The 19,559-nt window shown below is 70.7% G+C and carries 15 protein-coding genes; 10 read left to right on the top strand and 5 right to left on the bottom strand.

Annotation, left to right across the window (positions count from 1 at the left end; all coding sequences use genetic code 11):
- The first annotated feature begins 37 nt into the window (after nucleotides 1-37).
- Nucleotides 38-259: a biotin/lipoyl-binding carrier protein gene (locus ACFYM6_RS23940; RefSeq protein ID WP_198940289.1), complete on the top strand. Its 222-nt coding sequence runs from the start codon at nucleotides 38-40 to the stop codon at nucleotides 257-259.
- A complete protein-coding gene (locus tag ACFYM6_RS23935; RefSeq protein WP_387278840.1) occupies nucleotides 256-768 on the top strand; it encodes a GNAT family N-acetyltransferase in 513 nt (170 codons plus the stop codon). The genes ACFYM6_RS23940 and ACFYM6_RS23935 overlap by 4 nt, the downstream gene beginning before the upstream one ends.
- Before the next feature lie 16 nt (nucleotides 769-784).
- Here the strand turns inward: ACFYM6_RS23935 and ACFYM6_RS23930 are convergent, their stop codons facing one another.
- Complete coding sequence (locus ACFYM6_RS23930) at nucleotides 785-1,354, bottom strand: TetR/AcrR family transcriptional regulator (protein ID WP_387278838.1); 570 nt, start codon at nucleotides 1,352-1,354, stop codon at nucleotides 785-787.
- Between the two features lie 113 nt (nucleotides 1,355-1,467).
- Between ACFYM6_RS23930 and ACFYM6_RS23925 the strand changes: the two genes are divergently transcribed.
- A complete protein-coding gene (locus tag ACFYM6_RS23925; RefSeq protein WP_387278837.1) occupies nucleotides 1,468-3,060 on the top strand; it encodes an MDR family MFS transporter in 1,593 nt (530 codons plus the stop codon).
- Between the two features lie 285 nt (nucleotides 3,061-3,345).
- Here the strand turns inward: ACFYM6_RS23925 and ACFYM6_RS23920 are convergent, their stop codons facing one another.
- Nucleotides 3,346-5,172 (bottom strand): tetratricopeptide repeat protein, encoded by a 1,827-nt coding sequence (locus ACFYM6_RS23920; RefSeq protein ID WP_387278836.1) that lies wholly within the window; start codon nucleotides 5,170-5,172, stop codon nucleotides 3,346-3,348.
- Nucleotides 5,173-5,355: 183 nt separating this feature from the next.
- Here ACFYM6_RS23920 and ACFYM6_RS23915 point away from each other — a divergent pair, with 183 nt between their 5' ends.
- Both ACFYM6_RS23915 and ACFYM6_RS23910 read left to right on the top strand, forming a co-directional pair.
- Nucleotides 5,356-6,387, top strand: a complete 1,032-nt coding sequence (locus tag ACFYM6_RS23915) for an SIS domain-containing protein (protein ID WP_387278965.1) — start codon at nucleotides 5,356-5,358, stop codon at nucleotides 6,385-6,387.
- A 25-nt stretch (nucleotides 6,388-6,412) separates the two neighbouring features.
- On the top strand, nucleotides 6,413-7,957 hold the full coding sequence (locus tag ACFYM6_RS23910; RefSeq protein ID WP_387278834.1) for a sensor histidine kinase: 1,545 nt from the start codon (nucleotides 6,413-6,415) through the stop codon (nucleotides 7,955-7,957).
- A gap of 127 nt (nucleotides 7,958-8,084) precedes the next feature.
- Here the strand turns inward: ACFYM6_RS23910 and ACFYM6_RS23905 are convergent, their stop codons facing one another.
- Complete coding sequence (locus ACFYM6_RS23905) at nucleotides 8,085-8,447, bottom strand: hypothetical protein (RefSeq protein WP_387278832.1); 363 nt, start codon at nucleotides 8,445-8,447, stop codon at nucleotides 8,085-8,087.
- 116 nt (nucleotides 8,448-8,563) lie between these two features.
- A complete protein-coding gene (locus ACFYM6_RS23900; RefSeq protein WP_387278830.1) occupies nucleotides 8,564-9,811 on the bottom strand; it encodes a hypothetical protein in 1,248 nt (415 codons plus the stop codon).
- A 328-nt stretch (nucleotides 9,812-10,139) separates the two neighbouring features.
- Here ACFYM6_RS23900 and ACFYM6_RS23895 point away from each other — a divergent pair, with 328 nt between their 5' ends.
- The 4 genes from ACFYM6_RS23895 (at nucleotide 10,140) to ACFYM6_RS23880 (ending at nucleotide 15,399) form a co-directional block, all read left to right on the top strand.
- Entirely contained in the window at nucleotides 10,140-11,663 is a 1,524-nt protein-coding gene (locus tag ACFYM6_RS23895; RefSeq protein WP_387278828.1) for a glycosyltransferase, read from the top strand.
- Nucleotides 11,593-12,549 (top strand): glycoside hydrolase family 26 protein, encoded by a 957-nt coding sequence (locus ACFYM6_RS23890; protein ID WP_387278963.1) that lies wholly within the window; start codon nucleotides 11,593-11,595, stop codon nucleotides 12,547-12,549. Before ACFYM6_RS23895 ends, ACFYM6_RS23890 begins: the two co-directional genes overlap by 71 nt.
- A gap of 143 nt (nucleotides 12,550-12,692) precedes the next feature.
- Nucleotides 12,693-13,949 (top strand): nucleotide sugar dehydrogenase, encoded by a 1,257-nt coding sequence (locus ACFYM6_RS23885; protein WP_387278826.1) that lies wholly within the window; start codon nucleotides 12,693-12,695, stop codon nucleotides 13,947-13,949.
- A gap of 28 nt (nucleotides 13,950-13,977) precedes the next feature.
- Complete coding sequence (locus ACFYM6_RS23880; RefSeq protein WP_387278824.1) at nucleotides 13,978-15,399, top strand: polysaccharide deacetylase family protein; 1,422 nt, start codon at nucleotides 13,978-13,980, stop codon at nucleotides 15,397-15,399.
- A gap of 86 nt (nucleotides 15,400-15,485) precedes the next feature.
- Here ACFYM6_RS23880 and ACFYM6_RS23875 read toward each other — a convergent pair whose 3' ends face one another.
- Entirely contained in the window at nucleotides 15,486-17,147 is a 1,662-nt protein-coding gene (locus ACFYM6_RS23875) for a glycosyltransferase family 39 protein (protein ID WP_387278961.1), read from the bottom strand.
- Nucleotides 17,148-17,806: 659 nt separating this feature from the next.
- Here ACFYM6_RS23875 and ACFYM6_RS23870 point away from each other — a divergent pair.
- Complete coding sequence (locus tag ACFYM6_RS23870; RefSeq protein WP_387278822.1) at nucleotides 17,807-19,513, top strand: nitrite/sulfite reductase; 1,707 nt, start codon at nucleotides 17,807-17,809, stop codon at nucleotides 19,511-19,513.
- Nucleotides 19,514-19,559: the final 46 nt, after the last annotated feature.

The raw sequence follows: 19,559 nt of genomic DNA, 5'->3' as shown, positions 1-19,559 counted from the left end.
TGGATACCGTTCGCAGAAGCCGGTGGAGAGGGAGGGCCTGGAGATGGCCGAGGAGATCCGCGCCGAGATGGTGGCGAACGTCTGGAAGGTCGTCGCGTCGGCCGGGGACACCGTGTCCGAAGGGGACACGCTGGTGATCCTGGAGTCGATGAAGATGGAGATCCCGGTGGTCGCCGAGTCCGACGGCGTCGTGCAGCAGATCGCGGTCAACGAGGGTGACGTGGTGCAGGACGGCGACCTGATCGCGGTGATCGGTTGAGCGGCCTCCTGGTCCGCCGGGCTGAGCCGGCCGACCATCCGGCGGTGGCGCGCCTGACGGTCGCCGCCTACGAGGCGGACGGCCAGCTCAAGGGCGAGAACGGCTACGGCGTGGTGCTCGCCGACGTGGCCACCCGGGCGGAGACCGGCGAGGTGCTGATCGCCGTCGACGAGGCCACCGGCGAGGTGCTCGGCTCCGTGACGTTCGTGCTGCCCGGCTCCCCGTACGCGGAACTCTCCGGTCCCGGCGAGGCCGAGTTCCGGATGCTCGCGGTCGATCCGGCCGCGCAGGGGCGCGGGGCCGGGGCGGCCCTGGTCCGGGCCTGCGTGGCGCGGGCCACCGAGCTCGGCTGCACGGCCGTGGTGATCTGCGTACGCAGCGGCATGGCGGCCGTCGCGCACCGGCTCTACGAGCGGCTGGGCTTCGTCCGGGTGCCGGAGAAGGACTGGCGGCCGCTGCCCGACGTGCAGCTGCTGGGCCTGCGGCTGGACCTCACCGCACGTGACTGACCGGGGTCGCAGCCGGTCAGTCGCCGTCGGCGATCCGGGCCAGCAGCTCGTCGGCCACCTCGAGGGAGATCTTCCGGCGGTCGTCGTCGGTGATGTGCGGCGTGCGTACCGCGAACCAGCTGCTGTGCACCGCGAACAGGGTCAGCGCGGCCCGGAGCTGGGCGGCCGGCGACTCGTCGCCCCGGCACAGCTCGTTGGCCAGCCGCATCATCCGCTCCCGCATCTGCTGGCCGGCGGCGAGGCTCTTCAGCACGGTCTGGTTCTGCTCGAAGAAGCGCATGACCGCCGGCAGTTCGCCGGCGAACATGGTGTCCGCGTACTGGGCGATCAGGACGCGGCGGGTGGCCAGGGTGGCAGGCTGGGTCTGCGCCCACTCGATCAGCTCGTCCATCCGGCGTAGCCGGTCCTCGACGAAGCTGTTGACGATCTCGTCCTTGCTCTTGAAGTGGTAGTAGAGCGCAGCCTTCGTCACCCCGAGCCGCTCGGCGATCTCCCGCAGCGAGGTCTTCTCGTACCCTTGCTCGGTGAAGAGCTCCAGCGCGACGGCCTGGATGCGTTCCCGCGTGCCGCCTGTGCTCTCCCTCACCCTGACCACCTATCTCGCTTGACGACTTTCTGACACCAACTTACCGTGCGGCTAGTAAGGTAACTAGCCGGGCGGCAAGTAAGTCGGTCACAAATCTTCGGGGGAGCCTACCCATGAGTCAACCAGCCGAGGCGATAGCGCGACCCAATGTCCGGGTCGTGCTGTTCGGCCTGATGATCGCGATGATGCTCGCGATGCTCGACAACATGATCGTCAGCACCGCGCTGCCGCGGATCGTCTTCGAGTTCGGCGGGGCCGACCACTTCACCTGGGTGGTCACCGCGTATGTGCTGGGCACCACGGTCTCCACCCCGATCTGGGGCAAGCTCGGTGACCTCTACGGCCGCAAGGCCGTCTTCCTGACCTCCGTGGTCATCTTCCTGATCGGCTCGGCGCTGTGCGGCATGTCCGGCTCGAGTGTCCTCGGCGGCGTCGACGACGGCATGATCGAGCTGATCGCGTTCCGGGCCGTCCAGGGTCTCGGCGCCGGTGGCCTGATGGTCGGCGTGATGGCGATCATCGGTGACCTGGTGCCGCCCCGGGAGCGGGGCCGCTACCAGGGCATGATCGCCGGCATCATGGCCATCGCCATGGTGGCCGGCCCGCTGGTCGGCGGCTTCATCACCGACCACCTCTCCTGGCGCTGGGCGTTCTACGTCAACCTGCCGCTCGGCGGCGTGGCGCTGCTGGTGCTCGCCACCACGATGCACCTGCCGAAGTACCGCACCGAGCACAAGATCGACTGGCTGGGTGCCGCGCTGCTCTCCGTCGGCATCACCGCGATCGTCCTCGTCACCACCTGGGGCGGCAACGAGTACGACTGGACCTCCCCGCAGATCCTCGGCCTCGCCGCCCTGGCCGCGGTGACCCTGGCGCTCTTCGGCGTCGTCGAGCGGCGGGCGCCCGAGCCGATCCTGCCGCTGGGGCTCTTCGCCAACCGGAACTTCGCCCTCATCTCGGTGATCGGCTTCCTGCTCGGCTTCGCGATGTTCGGCTCGATGAACTTCCTGCCGCTGTACCAGCAGACCGTGCAGGGCGCCTCGGCCACCAACAGCGGCCTGCTGCTGCTCCCGCTCATGTTCGGCATGCTGGTGGTCTCGCTGGTGGTCGGCCGGACCATCACCAAGACCGGTCGCTACCGCGCCTTCCCGATCATCGGTGGCGTGGTGATGGCCGCCGGCATGGGCCTGCTGACCCTGCTGGACCTCGGCACCAGCAAGGTCGAGTCCTCGCTCTACATGATCGTGCTCGGCGTCGGCATGGGCTTCCTCATGCAGACGACGATGCTGATCGCGCAGAACAGCGTGGAGCAGAAGGACCTGGGTGCGGCGAGCGGTGCGGCGACCTTCTTCCGCTCGATCGGCGGCTCGTTCGGTGTCGCGCTGTTCGGCGCGATCTTCGCGAACCGGCTCGCCGACTCGGCCGCCGGTCCCGCGTTCGCCGGCGGACAGGGTGGCGAGGGTGGCGCCATGGACCTGGAGAAGCTCAAGCAGCTCACCGGGCCGATGCGCGAGGTCGTCCTCGGCGCGCTCTCCGGCGCCATCTCGCACGTCTTCGTCTGGGCGGTGTTCTTCACCGTCGCGGTGCCGGTGCTCGCCTGGTTCATCAAGGAGGTCCCGCTCCGCTCGGCGAACGACGTCCGGCCGGCGGACGGCACCCCCGAGGACCAGGCCGAGGCCGCCCTCGGCAAGGCCCCCGTCGCCTGACGCACGCGCCGCGGCCACGCCGGCCCCTTCCCGGGGTACGGCGTGGCCGCGCCGCGTACCGGCCCCTTGATCGACTCCGGGTCGGCGATGCGGCGGCGTTGCGGGCGGGTTGATCGCGCCGGGTCGGCGAGGTGGCTCCCGTCCTTCCTGATCGACTCCGGGTCGCCGAGGTGGCGGTGTCGCGGGCGGGTTGATCGCGCCGGGTCGGCGAGCTGGAGTGGATCTTGCCGGCGGGCGAGCGGCCGGGCGGGCGAGTCGACGGGCCGGGCCGGGCCGGGCGGCGGGTCAGGCGCGGCCGAAGAGGGCGGCGAGGAGGCCGCGGAGGCGCGTGAACGGACCTGGCCGGGATGGGGCCTCGACGGGACCGCGGATCAGCTCGCGGGCCAGGTCGCGGGTCGCCGGGTCGAGGTCCGGGGTGGCCAGCGCCAGGTGGGCCAGCGAGGTGGCGATCGGCACCCGGCGTTCGCGGGCCACGGCCGCCACGTCGGCGATCCGCTCGGCCACCACCGCGGCCACGTCGGAGCGTACGGCGGGGTCGACCCAGGCGGCGGTGACCAGGGCGAACAGCGCCGCCTCGGTGATCCAGTCCTCCACCCCCCAGACCAGTTCCATCAGCACCCGGCGGCGGGTCGACTCCGCCCACGGTTCGTCGGTGCGGTGGTGCAGCAGCCCGAGGCAGGTCCAGACCTGCACACAGCGCACCCAGAGCGACGGGTCCTGACCGGCGAGCACCCGGCCCAGCGCGGTGACCGGCGGCTCGGGTGGATGCACCAGCAGGCCGAGCAGGTCGGCCAGATCCAGGGTGGCCAGCCCGACCGCGCCGTCGTACGCGGCCGGCGGGTGGGGCCAGGCCGGGTGGGCGAGCTGCCGGATCCGCTCCGCCGCCTCGGGCGACGGGCTGGGCAGGGTGGGCGCGGCGATCGTGCCCTCGTACCGCCACAGCTGGCAGGTGGTGGCCCGGCGGGGTTCCCGCGGGTCCGGGTCGGCGACGGCGAGCACCTCCACGTCCAGCCCCGGCACGGCCGCCGTTGCGGTACGCATGGCGCTCGGCGGTTCCAGCGCGTCGAGGCGTACGGCGACCCGGGCGGCGCCCTCGGCGGCAAGGGCCTGCCGCAGCGCGTCCAGCACCGGCCCGCCGGCCGGGGTCACCTGCCCGAGCCAGGGGCGGCTGCGGCAGCACTCGGCCAGGTCGCCGTGCTCGTGGGTGTCGTCGGGGTGGTCGCGGACGAAGTCGGCGAGGGCGACCAGGTGGGCGACGTCCCCGTCGCGCTGGAAGCGCAGCCGGTGCGCGGTGTGCACCGCGCAGTCGAACGTGGGGTCCTTGGCGAGTGCCCGGTCGATCCAGTCCAGCGCCTCGTCGAGCCGGCCGTTGTCCGCCAGGGTGCCGGCGATGTCGGCGTACACCGCGAGGTCGTCGGGGTCGAGTGCGACCGCCCGGCCGAGCGCGGCGAGCGCGTCCCGAGTCCGGCCGGCGCTGCGGTACGCGTACCCGAGCCACACCTCGCCGAGCTTGGTCGGCTGTGCGCGTACCCCGCGGGCCGCCCAGGTGACGGCGAGGGCGACCTCGCCGAGGCGCCGGGCCAGCGCGGACGCCGCGCCCAGCAGCAGCGCGTGCCCGGGGTGCACGGTGACCGCGTTGCGGGCCAGCACGAGGTACGGCCGCAGCGGGTCGCGGAGACGGCGGGGGGCCGGGTCGGGCACCGCCGCGCAGATCTGCATGAGGATCCGGGCGGTGCGTTCGGGGTCGAGCCGTTCGGGCAGGTCGGGGGCGGTCACCCAGGGCACCCCGGCCCAGTCGGCACCGGGCGCGTAGCCGGTCGCGGCGGCCAGCAGGTCGAGCCCCTCGGCGGGGTGCCCGGCGGCGGCGAGCAGGTGGGCGCGGGCCACCACCGCGCCGACGAAGGCGTGGTGCCCGAGCGAGAAGAGCTCCAGGTCACCGCCGCTGGCCGCAGCCACCCGGGTGAGTGTCTCGTGCACCTCGGGCAGTGTCGGGGCCCGGACGAGAGCGGCGGCGACGTGGTCCGCGGCGTGCGGGAGGTTTCCGTCGGCCAGCGCCAGCCGGGCCAGCGTCAGCTCCTCCTGCGCGGCGAGCGCGGGGTCGTCCTCGGGCACGTCGTCCTCTCGGTGGTCGGTCCGCCAGCCGGGCAAGCCTAGGCGATCACCGGTCCGGGTGGTGATCTACTGCGCACTACTGCGCGTTCCATTGCTCGTCACGGCCGAAAGGTGCAAGACTGAGCACGGATCGCGCGGCAATCGCGCAGAAGGGGGCCTTCCGTGACGCGTCCAGGGGCCGGCATGGCCGCCGACATCGAGGAGCAGCCGGCCGGCTACGACCGCCTGCTCTCCGCCGAGCACGCCGAGGCGATCGCCCGGGTCGCGGCGGTGATCGCCGAGCGCCGGCCCCGCCACGTGGTCTTCACCGCCCGGGGCACCTCCGACCACGCGGCGCTGTACGCCGCGTACCTGAGCGAGATCCGGCTCGGTCTGCCCGCCGGTCTCGCCTCGCCGAGCGCGATCACCGTCTTCGGCGCCCGGCCGGACCTGTCCGACGCCCTCGTGGTCGGCGTGAGCCAGAGCGGCGGCTCGCCGGACCTGGCCGAGGTGCTGCGGGTGGCCCGCGCCTCGGGCGCGCTCACCCTCGCCGTCACCAACAGCCCCGACTCGCCGCTGGCCGGCACCGCCGAGCTGAGCGTGGACATCGTCGCCGGGCACGAGCGGGCGGTCGCGGCGACCAAGACGTACACGGCCGAGCTGCTCGCGCTGCTCATGCTGATCGAGGGGGTACGCGCCGGCGACGGGGTGCTCCCCGCCGAGGAGCGGGCCGCCCTCGCCCGCCTGCCCGAGCTGGCCGAACGCACCCTGTCCGACGCCACCCCGGCCCAGCTCGCCCCGCGCTACCGGTTCGCCGCCCAGCTCGTCACCACCGGCCGGGGGTACGCGTACCCGACGGCCCGGGAGGCGGCGCTCAAGCTGATGGAGACGTCGTACCTGCCGGCGCTCGCCTTCTCCGGCGCGGACCTGCTGCACGGCCCGCTCGCCATGACCGACCCGGACGTGCCGGTGCTCGCCGTGGTCGGTTCCGGCCCCGGCGGTGAGTCGATGCGCGAGGTGCTGCCCCGGCTCGGCGAGCGCCGCGCCGACGTGGTGGTGGTCGGCTCCGCCGACGTCGAGGTGACCGCCCGGATGGCCGTGCCCGAGGTCGACGAGCGGTACGCCCCGCTGCTGGACATCCTGCCGCTGCAGCGGCTGGCGCTGGCGCTGGCCCTGGCCCGGGGCGAGGACCCGGACGCTCCGCGCGGGTTGAAAAAGGTCACCGCGACGATGTGACGCCCGGCGTGGCACGCTGGTCAGCGTGTCCACCCTGCGCGACCTTGCCGAGGAGCACACCCAGCTCCGGCCGAGCGACATCGACCACCTGCACCGGATCGCCGGCGACTGGCAGCTGCTGTCCGACCTGTCCTTCGCCGACCTGCTGCTCTGGGTGCCGGTGGACGGCGACGGCACGTTCCTCTGCGTGGCCCAGGTCCGGCCCACGACCGCGCCGACCGCGTACCTCGACGACCAGGTCGGGCGGATCGTCGGCGGGCCGGAGGTGGCGCACCTGGACGTGGCCCACGGGCAGGGCCGGATCTGGCGAGAGGGAGACCCCGTCTGGTATGGCGACGTGCCTGCCCGGCACGAGGCGATCCCGGTGCGGCTGCGGACCGCCGACGGGGAGGCCGGCGAGGTCATCGCCGTGGTCGGCCGGGACACCAACCTGTCCACCGCGCGTACGCCCAGCCAGCTCGAACTGAACTACCTGACCACGGCCGACGACCTGGCCCAGATGATCGCCGACGGCACCTTCCCGCCGCCCCGGCACCCGGGCGAGACCACCTCGGCGCCCCGGGTCGGCGACGGGCTGGTCCGGCTCGACGCCAACGGCAAGGTCACCTACGCCAGCCCGAACGCGCAGTCCGCGTACCGCCGGCTGGGCTACGCCTCCCATCTGGTGGGGGAGGACCTGGCCAAGCTGCACCGCCGGCTGGCCGGCGACCCCCTCGAAGGCACCGACGCGGGCAACGCGGTGCTGGCCGCGCTGCGCGGCGAGGCCCCGCCCCGGCGGGAGATCGACGCCCGCGGCGCCACCATGCTCACCCGCGCCCTGCCCCTGATGCCGGCGGGCGTGCCGATCGGCGCGCTGGTGCTGGTCCGCGACATCACCGAGGTACGCCGCCGGGACCGCGCCCTGATCACCAAGGACGCCACCATCCGGGAGATCCACCACCGGGTGAAGAACAACCTGCAGACCGTCGCCGCGCTGCTCCGCCTCCAGGCCCGCCGGGTCGCCATGCCCGAGGCCCGGGTCGCCCTGGAGGAGTCGGTACGCCGGGTCGCCTCGATCGCCCTGGTCCACGAGACCCTCTCCATGTCCAGCGACGAGGCGGTCGAGTTCGACGGGATCGTGGACCGGGTGGCCAGCGCGGCCACCGAGGTCGCCGCCACCGAGGTGACCGTCGGCATGCGCCGGCAGGGCAGCTTCGGCGTACTGCCGGCCGAGATCGCCACCTCGCTGGTGATGATCCTCAACGAGCTGCTGCTCAACGCCGTCGAGCACGGTTTCCCGGCCGGCGAGGAGGGGGCCGCCGGCCCGCGGGACGGGGCGGAGCCCGCGGTGGTGGTCTCCGCGCACCGGTTCCGTAAGCAGCTGCACGTCTCCGTCACCGACAACGGGCGCGGCCTGCCCGAGCAGTTCGACGCCGAGCACGGCGGCAACCTCGGCCTGCAGATCGTCCGGGCCCTGGTCACCGGCGAGTTGCGCGGCACCATCGAACTGCGCAACGGCGCCACCGGCGGCACCGAGGCCGTGCTGGTCGTTCCGCTCGCCCGCGGCACCACCGACCGCCTCACCACCTGACCCTCGCCCTTGCGCACGGGCTCAAGATCCGCACAGGTTCACGGTGAATATTCAGGTGGGGCGAGGAGCTAGGGGCTGCCGGTGAGGGCGTCGCGGAGAACGTTGCCCCTGCTCATAGGTCTCCAGGCTAGTGAGCGAGCCACTGTCGAGCGCTCTGTAGCGGAATCGCGAAGAACGTCGCGTTGCTCCATCGGATCGTCTGTCCGGCCTTGTCGATCGGCTCAATCACCCATGCGTCGACAATGCGTCTGCCGTCGATGTTCACACTGTCACCCCCGCGGCCGTCCGCGAATTCGATGCCGCGTAGCCATCCGACGCCGTCCGGGTCGCCGCGCTGCCCCGCAGAGAACTCGACGACCAGGTCACCGACGCGCGGCCGCTTCATCCGCTCGCGTAGCTCCGCGGTCAACCACGGCGCGTTGGGGACAAGGGTGGAGCACCACAACTCGTTACCGAGTACAGCGATCAGTTGAGTCTTGCTGAGGGGCACGGTCGAAAGTATCTCACGCGGCGTATCACCAGGTGGAAGCTCTCGTCCGACCAACGGTTGATTCCCGTCTGCGACTTTCGGGCGGAAAGGACGAGCGGGATGTCGCAGATATGCGGTCAGGACGGCTGCGTCGAGGGAACCGCCGTCGGGCCGACGCCGGTCTCGCGCTTGTGGATCACGGCGTCGCCGAGGTGCCTCACGACAAGGTCCGTCCGGACCGATTGGGTACGGGGGTCGTCCACCGCGATCGCGCTGCCTTCCGCGTGGGCGACGAGGCAGTACACCAGGTAGTGACCGCGCACCTCCCAGACCAAGTTCGCGGCGGCTCGATTGATGAGGTTCGACGAGCCACCCGCGACCAGGCCGCTGAACCGGCCGTTCTGCGTATCGACGGCAGTCTTGATCGCGGCCGCCGCCTGCTCGGCCTTCTTCTGGGTTTCGAGGTTGAAAAGGCCGGCCGTGATGACCAGGGCACCATCGGACGACGTCAGCGTCGCCCGTACCACCTGGGTGCAGCCGGCCGTCGTCAGGGCGTCCGCGATGGCACCACCGGCAGCCGTCTTGCAATCGGTGGACGCCTGCGTCTTGAGGACCTTGTACGACCCTCCGCCTTCGGCGCCGGGAACCGTCTCGGAGCCGAAAACCTCGGTCGCGGTCAGCGGCACGGGGTCGACCTGCCGGTCCGCGACCCTACGGTCCTGTTCGGTGGGGGGCTGATCGGCCGAGCCCCGCAGGTAGTACCAGCCGGCACCGCCACTGATCATCAGCAGCACGAAGATGATCGCGAAGACGAGCGGCTTGCGGGACCGGCGCCCGGCTTTCGGTCCCGCGTCGGCCCCCTCGGGCTCGTGGAAGGTCGCTTGGGGCTGGTGGCGGGTCGCTCCATACTGCTCCGGCCCACGTCTCGGACCGACGCCGTGGTCGCCGGACTGGCCGCCGAAGGCCGCAGCGGCGCCGCTCTGGCGCGGATTGCCGCCGTACTGCGGCGCGCCGTAGTCGCCGGGCATGCGGTACGGATCGGAGTTGCCGTGCTGGGTGGGGGCGGCGTGCTCGCCGTCCCGATACGGCCCGGTCCGCTGAGCGGCGTCACCGCGCACCGCCGGGTGCTGGCCCGGCGTTCTGAAGCCGGCTGGCGGCTCTGCCGGGTACTGCTGCGGCGGCCACGGCTCGCCATGACCCGCGGCGTACGGGCGGTTGCCATGCGGGCCCTCGCCGGCCCGTTGCGGATGCGGCTCGTACGCGGGCCGCTGCGGCCCGACGTCGCTGTGCCTCCGGGAAACATCAACGTCAGCGGAATCGCTCCGCTGATCCCAGAACTGACCCCGACCACGTGGGGGCGCGCCCTCGCTGTAGTCGTAGGTCATGGCGCACAGGCTAGCGGAAGAGTGCGGGGCGGAGCTCGCTAGGGATGTCACCGATCCGACTGTCACCAGCGGGCACCTACAAAAGGGACGAAGCCAGCGAATATCTCAGCCGCCCTGAGAGTTCTCGCACTGCCGCTGAGTAGGGGCATTGCGGGCCGCCGTCTTCATATAGCATGTTCCGGCTGAGCAGGGGCGGCAATCCCCCGATCGAAAGCTGGGTTCACGTGCCTTCCCACCTTGGGTTGTTCGAAATACTTCTTGCTGCGGTCGGCGTCGTGGTGATCTTCGCGTTGGCCGTGCGCCTCTTCTGGAGACGCGGGATGAAGCCGTGACGAAGGCCGCCAAGACCGCACGGTGGACTCCCGGCCGAGCGCTGCCTGCGGTGATCCTGATGCTCGCTGCCTCGTCGCTGTGGCTCTTCCACCACGCGACCCGGTTCGAGAACTTTGGCACTGGCGTGTCCGCGTTCGAGGTGGTTTACGCGTTCGCCTACCTCATGTTCTTCCTGCAGGTCCTTCTCGCGACCTTCGATCGCCCCAGACGGGTCAAGCCCAGGCGGGCTGCCGCGTTGGCGAAGCTGAAGGTGGTGGCGGTCGTCCCGCTCTACAACGAGGACGTCGACGCGGTAATCGCGACCATCCGCGGCCTGCTCGGGCAGACCCGCCTTCCGGACGCGATCTTCGTCCGCGATGACGGCTCGAACAAGGTGGACTACCTGCCCACCGAGTTGTGGGCGATCGAGGCCGCGAACGAGGTGGGCATCCCGCTCGTCTGGGTGCGCGATCGGAATCGGGGCAAGCGGGCCACTCACGTCGCCGCGTCCCTGCGCTTCGCCGGCTGGGCCGACGCCTACCTCACGATCGATTCCGACTCGGTGCTCGCGCCGGACGCGCTCGAGAACTTGATCAAGCCGCTCGCCGATCCCAAGGTCATGTCGGTCGCGGGAGTGTTCCTCACCTACAATCTGAAGGGACCGATCGCCCGGGCTGTGGATCTGATCTGCACGGCGTCGCAGTTGACCGACCGATCCGCGACGTCGGCGCTGGGGTCGGTGCTCGTCAACTCGGGCGGGATCTCGCTGTACCGCGCGCGGGTGATCGACGAATGCCGCCATGGTTACGCGAATGAGGAGTTCTTCGGACGTCGCGTCGAATTCTCCGACGACTCCTACCTGACGCTGCAGGCGTTACTCCGGGGTAAGACCGTCCAGCAGGCGAACGCCTTCGCGTTTTGCGTCATGCCGGAACGCCTCTCGAACCACCGGCGGCAGTTCCTGCGTTGGTTGCGCGGATCGTTCATCCGATCCTTCTGGCGTTTCAAGTACCTGCCCATGTACCGGATCGCGTACTGGCTGCACGCGCTGAAGTGGGTGCAGGCCATCGCCTCGACCATCGTTGTGTTCTCGCTCGTCGTGGTGAAGCCGGTGGCCGATGCCGTCGCCTGGTTGCGCGGTGCGGGAACCGACGCGTTGGTAGCGGACGCGAAAATGCTCCTGCTGACGCTCGGGATGCTGATCGTGTTCGGGTACGTCCAACTGTTGCGGATCTTCACGGTGCGACGGTCCGATCAGACGAGGCCGGCGCAACTGGGTTGGTTCCTGTTCCTTGCGCCGATCGCGACCCTGTGGCAGTGGTCGGTGTTGCGAGTGTGGCGGCTCTGGGCCATCGCCTCCTGCATGCGCTTCAAGTGGGGCACCCGTCAGCAGATCGAGGTGGCGATCGGAGGTGATCATGAAGAGGTACTTGCTGGTGCTGCCGCTGCTGCTACTGGCTGGATGCGCGATGAAACCGTCATCTTCTTTCCAGGGCCGTCAGTCCGCGGTGAGCGCGACCGATCCGGCTTTACGCGCTAGCGCGGTTCATGCCACCGTCTCCATGCTCCGGGCGGACAAGCCCGTCTTTGGCATCACGTCGGACAAAAACGCCAAAGAAGAGTCTGACCAGATCGCGAAAGAGACTGGATGCCGGCCGGTGTGGCGAGGCGTCTACGCGTCCATCGGTGCTCCGTTCGAGTTGTCCAGGCTGACCGATGCCGCAGGTATTCCCTTCCTGACGGTGCAGCCGAAGGACCTGGGCTCGGTCGTCAAGCAGAAGTCCTGGTCGCTCGCGTCGATCGTCTCGGGCAAGCACGATTCCCAGTTCCGTGCCGTTGCGGACACCGTCGTGGAATATGGCGACCTAGTGGTGATCCGGTATGCGCCGGAGATGAATGGGAACTGGTCGCCGTGGGCGGCTGGTGTCAATGGAAATACCCCGGCCCAGTACGTCAAGGCTTGGCGGCACGTGGTGACGCTGTTCCGAGAGGCGGGGGCGACCAACGTCCTGTGGCTCTGGGCTCCGAACATCGTTCGTGGTGCGACCGTGCGCGGCATCGACCAGTTCTGGCCGGGCGACAGCTGGGTCGATCTGGTCGGCTTCACCGGCTACGGGGTTGGTAGTTCCGCCTTCGGGTTCGAGTCCGTGGCGGGCCAGACGTTCGATGCCACCATGAAGCTTCTGGATCGATACTCCAAACCGGTCGTCCTTGCTGAGACCGGTGTGGCTGGGATCAACAAGTCCCAATGGATGACGAGTTTGGGACCCTGGATGCGCGCCCATCCGCACGTCATCGGACTGATCTGGACCCAGGCGCCGCCGCCGCATTCCAGTGCGGACTGGCGTTTCGATGACACCCCCCGCAACCTGAAGACCTTTAAGAAGTCGGTTGTTCCGTACCTGGCCTGTCTTCGCAGCGGTTAGGTCGGTTCGCGTCGCGGCGGTGCGTGGAGCGTCTGCCGCAGCAGTTGGAATCTGGCAAGAAAGTTCGGTTCGGGCATACCTGCCTGAACTGGTTCGACCCGGCTGGGCACACGGGGCCCAGTCACCCAGCAAAAGGAGCAACCGTGGCTGTCGACGTAGTCATACTTGGGCTCGGATACGTAGGGCTCCCACTGGCTCGCGAGGCGACGTTGGCGGGCATGTCCGTGATCGGTTTCGACGTGAATAAGGAATTGGTGGCGGCTCTCAACGCCGGCCGGTCCCACGTCGATGATCTTTCCGACGGCGACATCGTCCAGATGATCGAGAGTGGTTTCCGCGCCACGTCGGACGAGTCCGAGATCGCCGCGGCCGCGGCGGCCGTCATCTGCGTACCGACGCCGCTTTTCGAAGAGGGTGGTCCCGATCTCGGGGCCGTCCAGTCGGCCACGGAGGCCGTTGCGCGCAATCTCCAGCCCGGGATGCTCGTCGTCCTCGAATCGACGACGTATCCCGGCACCACCGACGAACTGGTGCGTCCCATCCTGGAGGCCAGCGGCCTCATCGCCGGTAAGGACTTCCACCTTGCGTTCTCGCCCGAGCGCATCGACCCAGGCAACAAGGAGTTCGGTCCCCGCAACACGCCCAAGGTCGTCGGCGGCCACACGCCCACGTGCACGGAAGCCGCAGCGGCCCTGTACGGGCGTTTCGTCGACACCGTGGTGCGTACCAAGGGCACCAGGGAGGCCGAGACGGCTAAGTTGCTCGAGAACACCTACCGGCACGTCAACATCGCGCTCGTCAACGAGATGGCCAAGTTCTGCCACCGGCTCGGGATCGACCTGTGGGATGTCATCCGCGCCGCGTCGAGTAAGCCGTTCGGGTTCCAGGCCTTCTACCCGGGGCCGGGCGTGGGCGGTCACTGCATCCCGATCGACCCGAACTACCTGAGCCACAACGTGCGCGTACGACTCGGCTATCCGTTCCGGTTTGTCGAACTCGCGCAGGAAATCAACGCCACGATGCCGGCCTATGTGGCAAGGCGGGCCCAGAACCTCCTCAACGAAGCCGGACTGGCGACGACCGGCGCGAACATCCTGCTACTGGGTGTCACGTACAAGGCGAACATCGCAGATGAGCGCGAGTCCCCGGCCGTCCCGCTCGCTCGTGACCTGAGCAATCTCGGTGCGAAGATCAGCTACCACGATCCGTTCGTTGCGGAGTGGCAGCCGGGCGTCGGTGTCATGCGGGTTGACGATCTGGATGACGCCGTCGCCTCGGCTGACCTCGTGATCCTGGTCCAGAACCATCGTGAGTACGACGCTGACCTTCTTGCTGTGAAGGCGAAGCGCTTCTTCGATACGAGGGGAGTCACGCGCACCGACGAGGCGTTCCGCCTTTAGCGGGCCGGCGTTCGCGAACTATAGGGCCATGAGGCATGTGAAGGTTTCCCGGCGGGGCCTGCTCACCGTCGGTGTTCTCGGGGCGACCGCGACCGCGACCGCTATCGCCAAGCTCGCGTCGGGCGCGCGATCGTCGACGGACAGCGAACGAGAACCGATGATCGCCCCAACTTTCCCGTGGGCGTGGCGGGACGCCTCCAGCATCGTCACGTCGATGCAGGCCGGGCATGGGTGGACAGCCAGCGGCACGGTCGGCGGCTTCGACCTCAACGACAGCGCGGTCTTCGTCCTTGGCAGCCAGTCGGCGTCGATCACGACTAACGGGGCGGGCGCTACGGCGACCCTGCGCCGGACTGGCCTGCCGCCGATCGACCTGACCGGCAAGGCGTTGCGGCTGCTGCTGCGGATGGACAACTACACCCAGGTGAACGCCCTCAACTTCCTCGTCGGCACATCTGGCCTGGTGAACAGCTTCAAATGGCGTTTCAACGCCAACACCAGTTCGTCGCAAATCGGCATGGCCGGTGACTGGGTTGCGGTGTCCCTCCAATGGTCGGAGATCAACACCGTTGCGGGCGCCTACACCCTGTCGCCGACGGGTGCGCCGAGTACCACCAGGGGGTTCACGGACCTGCAGATCCAGGTGTCCGACAAGGGCACGGGCCCCGTGACGCTGTGGCTGCAGGCGGTCGAGGTCATCGACTCGGCGGTGTCGGCCTGGCCGAGTGGCATCGTCTCCATCACCTTCGACGATTCCAACGACTCCGCTCGGCTGGCCCTGCAGAAGATGGACACGCTGGGCTTCCGGGGGACGCAGTACACGATCGCAGACGCGATCGGAACGCCGGGCAAGCTCACTCTCGCCGAGCTGCGGTCATTGCAGGCCATGTCCGGCTGGGAGGTCGCGGGGCACTCGTATGCGTCGTCGGCGCACGCCACCCGCTACCCGAACCTGACGGCGCAGCAGGTGGACGACGACGCCCGCAACCTGAAGGCGTGGCTGGTCAGCAACGGCTTCCGCGGTGACAGCTTCGCGTACCCGGGCGGCCGCTACGAGAACACCGTCGACGGGGTGCCGGTCGACCAACTGGTGGCCCGCTACTTCGGGTCAGCGCGGACGATCCTGTCCGAAGTAGGGGTGTCGACGCACGCGGCGATCGACGCGATTCCGGCGGCAATGCCATACCGGATGCGCGGCCTGTCCTCGGTTAGCTCCCTGTCAAAGGGCCCGAACAAGCCCACCAAATTGATCGGGACGGGGGGAATGCTCGACAAGGTGGCAAGCAACGGCGGCTGGCTCAACCTGGTCTTCCACCAGATCGTGACCGGTGCGCCCACCACCCCGGCTGAGATCACGCAAACCGACTTCAACCAGATCATGGACGCTGTCGCCGCACGGGGAATCCCCGTCATCCCGGTGAGCGACGTCGTTCGAAGGGCAGGTGTTTGACATCCTGTCCCGCCAGCCGAACGCCTCTCGACAGTCGCGGCGTGAGCACCGGCACGGGTTTGCACACCTTCATCGGCGGCACGGCGTCAGCGGGTGAGGAGGGCCACGGTGATGCCGGGGCGCGGCCAGATCTGTTGGACGGCGAAATCGTCCCGCAGGGCGCTGCCCTTCTCGCCGGGAACGGCGGCCAACGGGTCGGCCCGCCGCCCGGACACCACCAGCCAGAGCCGCTCCACCCCGGCCAGGCACTCCGCCGGCCGGTCACACTCGCTGGCCCAGAGGTCCGCGCGCTGCCGCTGGTCGCGGACCACCAGCACGTCGCGGGGCCGCCGTGCCCCCAGGTGGTACGCCATGCCCAGGTCGAGGAAGAGCCAACTCTCCCGGGGCGAGTAGACGATCGCGTCGCCCGGCTGCTGGTGCTCGGCGATGATCCGGGCCGCGCCCCGGTAGTCGACGGGTGCGGTGCGCGGCCACTCGTGCGTACGGCGCAGCGCCGCCTGGTCGGGCAGGCCGAGTACCCCGGCCAGGGCCACCACGGCGAGCGCCGGCGCCAGCCGTACGCCGGCCAGCGCCGCCCCGGCCAACAGGCAGGCGAACGGCACGGTGAAGACCAGGTAGCGGGTGACCCAGAGTGGCACGAGCGTCCCGGCGGCGAAGAGCAGCAGTACGGGCAGCAGGACGGCGGCGCCGGGGAGCAGCGCCCGGCGGCCGAGCCGCCCCGCGCCGAGCGCGGCGAGGCCGACCAGCAGCCCGCCTACCACCCCGCTCTGCGCCAACCCGCCGGGCAGCGCCGTCAGGTCGGCGGGGCAGGCCAGGTGCACCCAGTCGAGCTGTCGGGACCGCTGCCCGCCGGCGATCAGCACCAGCGGGGTGACCAGCAGTGCGGTCGGCAGCAACGCGACCACCCACCACCCCAGCGGCGCACGCCACCTGCCCGCCGGTCCGTCGCTGACCGGCTGTTCGCCCGCCGCCCGCTCCCCGTTCGCCCGGCCGCCCTCACCGCAGCGCTGGTCCTGACTGGGATCGCCGCCGCCGGCGCGGTTGCCGGTCGTGCCCCGGGCGGCCCCGCGATCGCCCGCCCGGTCGCCGGTCGCGCGGTCGCTCCCCCGGTCGCCGGCCCTGCGGTTGCTCGCCCGGTTGCTGGCTCCGCGGTTGCCTGCCCGGTCGCGGGTCCCGCCGCTGCCGGCCGCATCGGAGGTCGGCGCGTCGAGGCCGGCTGCCGCCGGGCCGCGCCAGGCGGCGAGCAGCACCAGGAGCCCGTGCGCGGCGAGCAGGGTGAGGGCGATCAGGTGGGTCAGGCCGAGGGCGGCGACGGCCAGGGCGTACCAGGTCCAGCGTCGCCCCGTCGGCCGGCGCAGCGCGCCGACCAGCAGCAGCGTGGCGAGCACGGCGAGGAAGGTGGCGAGGGCGTACGGGCGGGCCTCCTGGCCGTACCGGGAGGTGCTCGGAAGGGCGGCGAAGAGCAGCCCGGCGATCAACCCGACCCGGGCGGTGACCAGCCGTTCGCCGAGCCGGGCGGTGAGCGCGGAGGCCCCGGCCATGGCGAGCGCGGACGGCAGCCGCAGCGCGGTCGGCGAGGTCCCGGCCAGCGTCGTCCAGCCATGCATGGCCAGGTAGTACGGCCCGGTCGCGGCGTCGATGGTGCCGGCCAGCCGGATCAGGTCGCCCACCGGGCGGGTGGCGGCGCTCCAGGTGGCCAGTTCGTCCCGCCACGGCTGCGCGTGCCCGATCCCGGCGAGGGTGACCACCAGCGTGAGCAGCGCCGGCGCCGCCGCGACCCACCACCCCGGGCGGTCGTCCGTCGCCCCGGCCGGTGTGGGCGACGCAGGAGTGCTCACCTGTCGCAGCGTCACACAGGTCCGCCGCGCGGGTCGGCCGATTCGCGGCGCCGGCCACCCCGTGAGCGGCGCGGCCACACCCCGTGAGCGGTGCCGGCCACCCCGTGAGCGGCGCGGCCACACTCCGTGAGCGGTGCCGGCCACCCCGTGAGCGGTGCCGGCCACCTCGTGATCGGCGCGGGCACAACGTGAGCGGTGCGGCCACCCCATGACTGGTGCGGCTGCTCCGAGAGCGATCCGGCCACCCCCGCCAGCCGTACCTCGTGGTAGTGGATCATCGTCAATGCCCGTGATGTGGGATCACACACTCGGCCGTTGGCCGGCCACCGTGGGTTGTGGGAGCATATGGCGCATGACCGCCGCTGTCGTCCGCCGCTTCGTGGCCCGCCGCCACGTCGATTACGGCCGCGTGCGCAGCGCGATCTGTCCGGCCCACTGACGACGCCCGACCCATCCGTCTCGGGCGCGCTACCGCGCCGGCCGTCATCGACATCGCCGTCCACGGCCCTTGGCAGGGCCGGCCGCCGCGTTTGCGTACCCAGGCACAGCAGACAACGGAGGACGCCGCGATGGCGGTCAGCAGCACCCCCACCCGCGCCGACAACCCGCCCGCCGCGCGTCCGCCCCGCCGCGCCCGTGGCGAGGGGCAGTGGGCGCTCGGGCACCGCGAGCCGCTCAACGCGAACGAGCGGATCAAGAAGGACGACGACCCGCTGAACGTGCGGGCCCGGATCGAGAACATCTACGCCCACCGGGGCTTCGCCTCCATCGACCCGCAGGACCTGCGCGGCCGGTTCCGCTGGTGGGGGCTCTACACCCAGCGCAAGGCGGGCATCGACGGCGGGCGTACGGCGGTGCTGGAGCCGCACGAGCTGGAGGACGAGTTCTTCATGCTCCGGGTCCGGGTGGACGGCGGCGAGCTTAACCTGGCGCAGCTGCGGGTCATCGCCGACATCTCCCGGGAGTTCGCCCGGGACACCGCCGACATCACCGACCGGCAGAACATCCAGTTCCACTGGATCCGGGTGGAGGACGTGCCGGAGATCTGGCGCCGCCTGGAGGAGGTGGGCCTGCAGACCACCGAGGCGTGCGGCGACTGCCCCCGCGTCGTGCTGGGCAGCCCGGTCGCCGGGGTGGCCCGGGACGAGGTGGTCGACCCGACGCCGGCGCTCGACGAGATCGTCCGCCGGTACGTCGGCGACAAGCAGTTCTCCAACCTGCCCCGCAAGTTCAAGACTTCGATCTCCTGGTTGGTCGACACGCCGTACGAGGCGAACGACATCGCCTTCCTGGGCGTGCAGCACCCGGAGCATGGTCCCGGCTTCGACCTCTGGGTCGGCGGTGGCCTCTCCACCAACCCGATGCTGGCCAAGCGCCTCGGCGTCTGGGTGCCGCTGGCCGAGGTGCCGGACGTCTGGGCCGGCGTGGTCGGCATCTTCCGCGACTACGGCTACCGCCGGCTGCGTAACCGGGCCCGGCTGAAGTTCCTGGTCGCCGACTGGGGTGTGGAGAAGTTCCGCGAGGTGCTGGAGAAGGAGTACCTGGGCCGGACGCTGCTCGACGGCCCGGCCGCGGAGCTGCCGGACAAGCCGATCGACCACATCGGTGTGTACCAGCAGCGCGACGGTCGCCACTACGTCGGCGCGGCCCCGATGGTGGGTCGCGTCTCCGGGCCCCAGCTGGCCCGGCTCGCCGACCTGGTCGAGGCACACGGCAGCGACCGGGTGCGGCTCACCCCGTACCAGAAGCTGCTGGTGCTGGACGTGGCGCCGGAGCGGACCGACTCGCTGGTGGCGGAGCTGCGCCGGATCGGCCTGGAGCCCCGGCCGTCCGCCTGGCGGCGCGGCACCATGGCCTGTACCGGCATCGAGTTCTGCAAGCTCGCCATCGTCGAGACGAAGCGGCGCGGCGAGGAGCTGGTGACCCGGCTGGAGGAGCGGCTGCGCGACTTCGACGCCGACATCTCGATCCACCTCAACGGCTGCCCGAACGCCTGCGCCCGCACGCAGGTCGCCGACATCGGGCTCAAGGGCCAGTTGGTGGTCGGCCCGGACGGCCGGCAGGTGGAGGGCTTCCAGGTGCACCTCGGCGGCGGCCTCGGCATGGCGCAGGGGCAGACCGCCGGCTTCGGCCGCAAGCTGCGCGGCCTGAAGACCACCGCCGAGGAGCTTCCGGGGTACGTGGAACGGCTGGCCCGCCGCTACCTGGCCGGCCGGGCGGAGGGCGAGACCTTCGCCAACTGGGTGATCAGGGTCGACGAGGAGGAACTCCGATGAGCGAGCGTAGCGAGCGAATCAAGCACCTCAGTGCACCTCATCGTGG

This window comes from Micromonospora sp. NPDC006431, from assembly GCF_042870725.1.
Classification (GTDB): Bacteria; Actinomycetota; Actinomycetes; order Mycobacteriales; family Micromonosporaceae; genus Micromonospora.
This window is presented reverse-complemented; position numbering and strand designations above follow the sequence as displayed.

Bases quoted from the DNA above. Each gene is read 5' to 3' on its own strand.
- ACFYM6_RS23925 (WP_387278837.1), top strand. From the start codon at position 1,468: ATGAGTCAACCAGCCGAGGCGATAGCGCGACCCAATGTCCGGGTCGTG.
- ACFYM6_RS23915 (WP_387278965.1), top strand. From the start codon at position 5,356: ATGGCCGCCGACATCGAGGAGCAGCCGGCCGGCTACGACCGCCTGCTC.
- ACFYM6_RS23900 (WP_387278830.1), bottom strand. From the start codon at position 9,811: ATGACCTACGACTACAGCGAGGGCGCGCCCCCACGTGGTCGGGGTCAG.
- ACFYM6_RS23890 (WP_387278963.1), top strand. From the start codon at position 11,593: ATGAAACCGTCATCTTCTTTCCAGGGCCGTCAGTCCGCGGTGAGCGCG.
- ACFYM6_RS23880 (WP_387278824.1), top strand. From the start codon at position 13,978: ATGAGGCATGTGAAGGTTTCCCGGCGGGGCCTGCTCACCGTCGGTGTT.
- ACFYM6_RS23870 (WP_387278822.1), top strand. From the start codon at position 17,807: ATGGCGGTCAGCAGCACCCCCACCCGCGCCGACAACCCGCCCGCCGCG.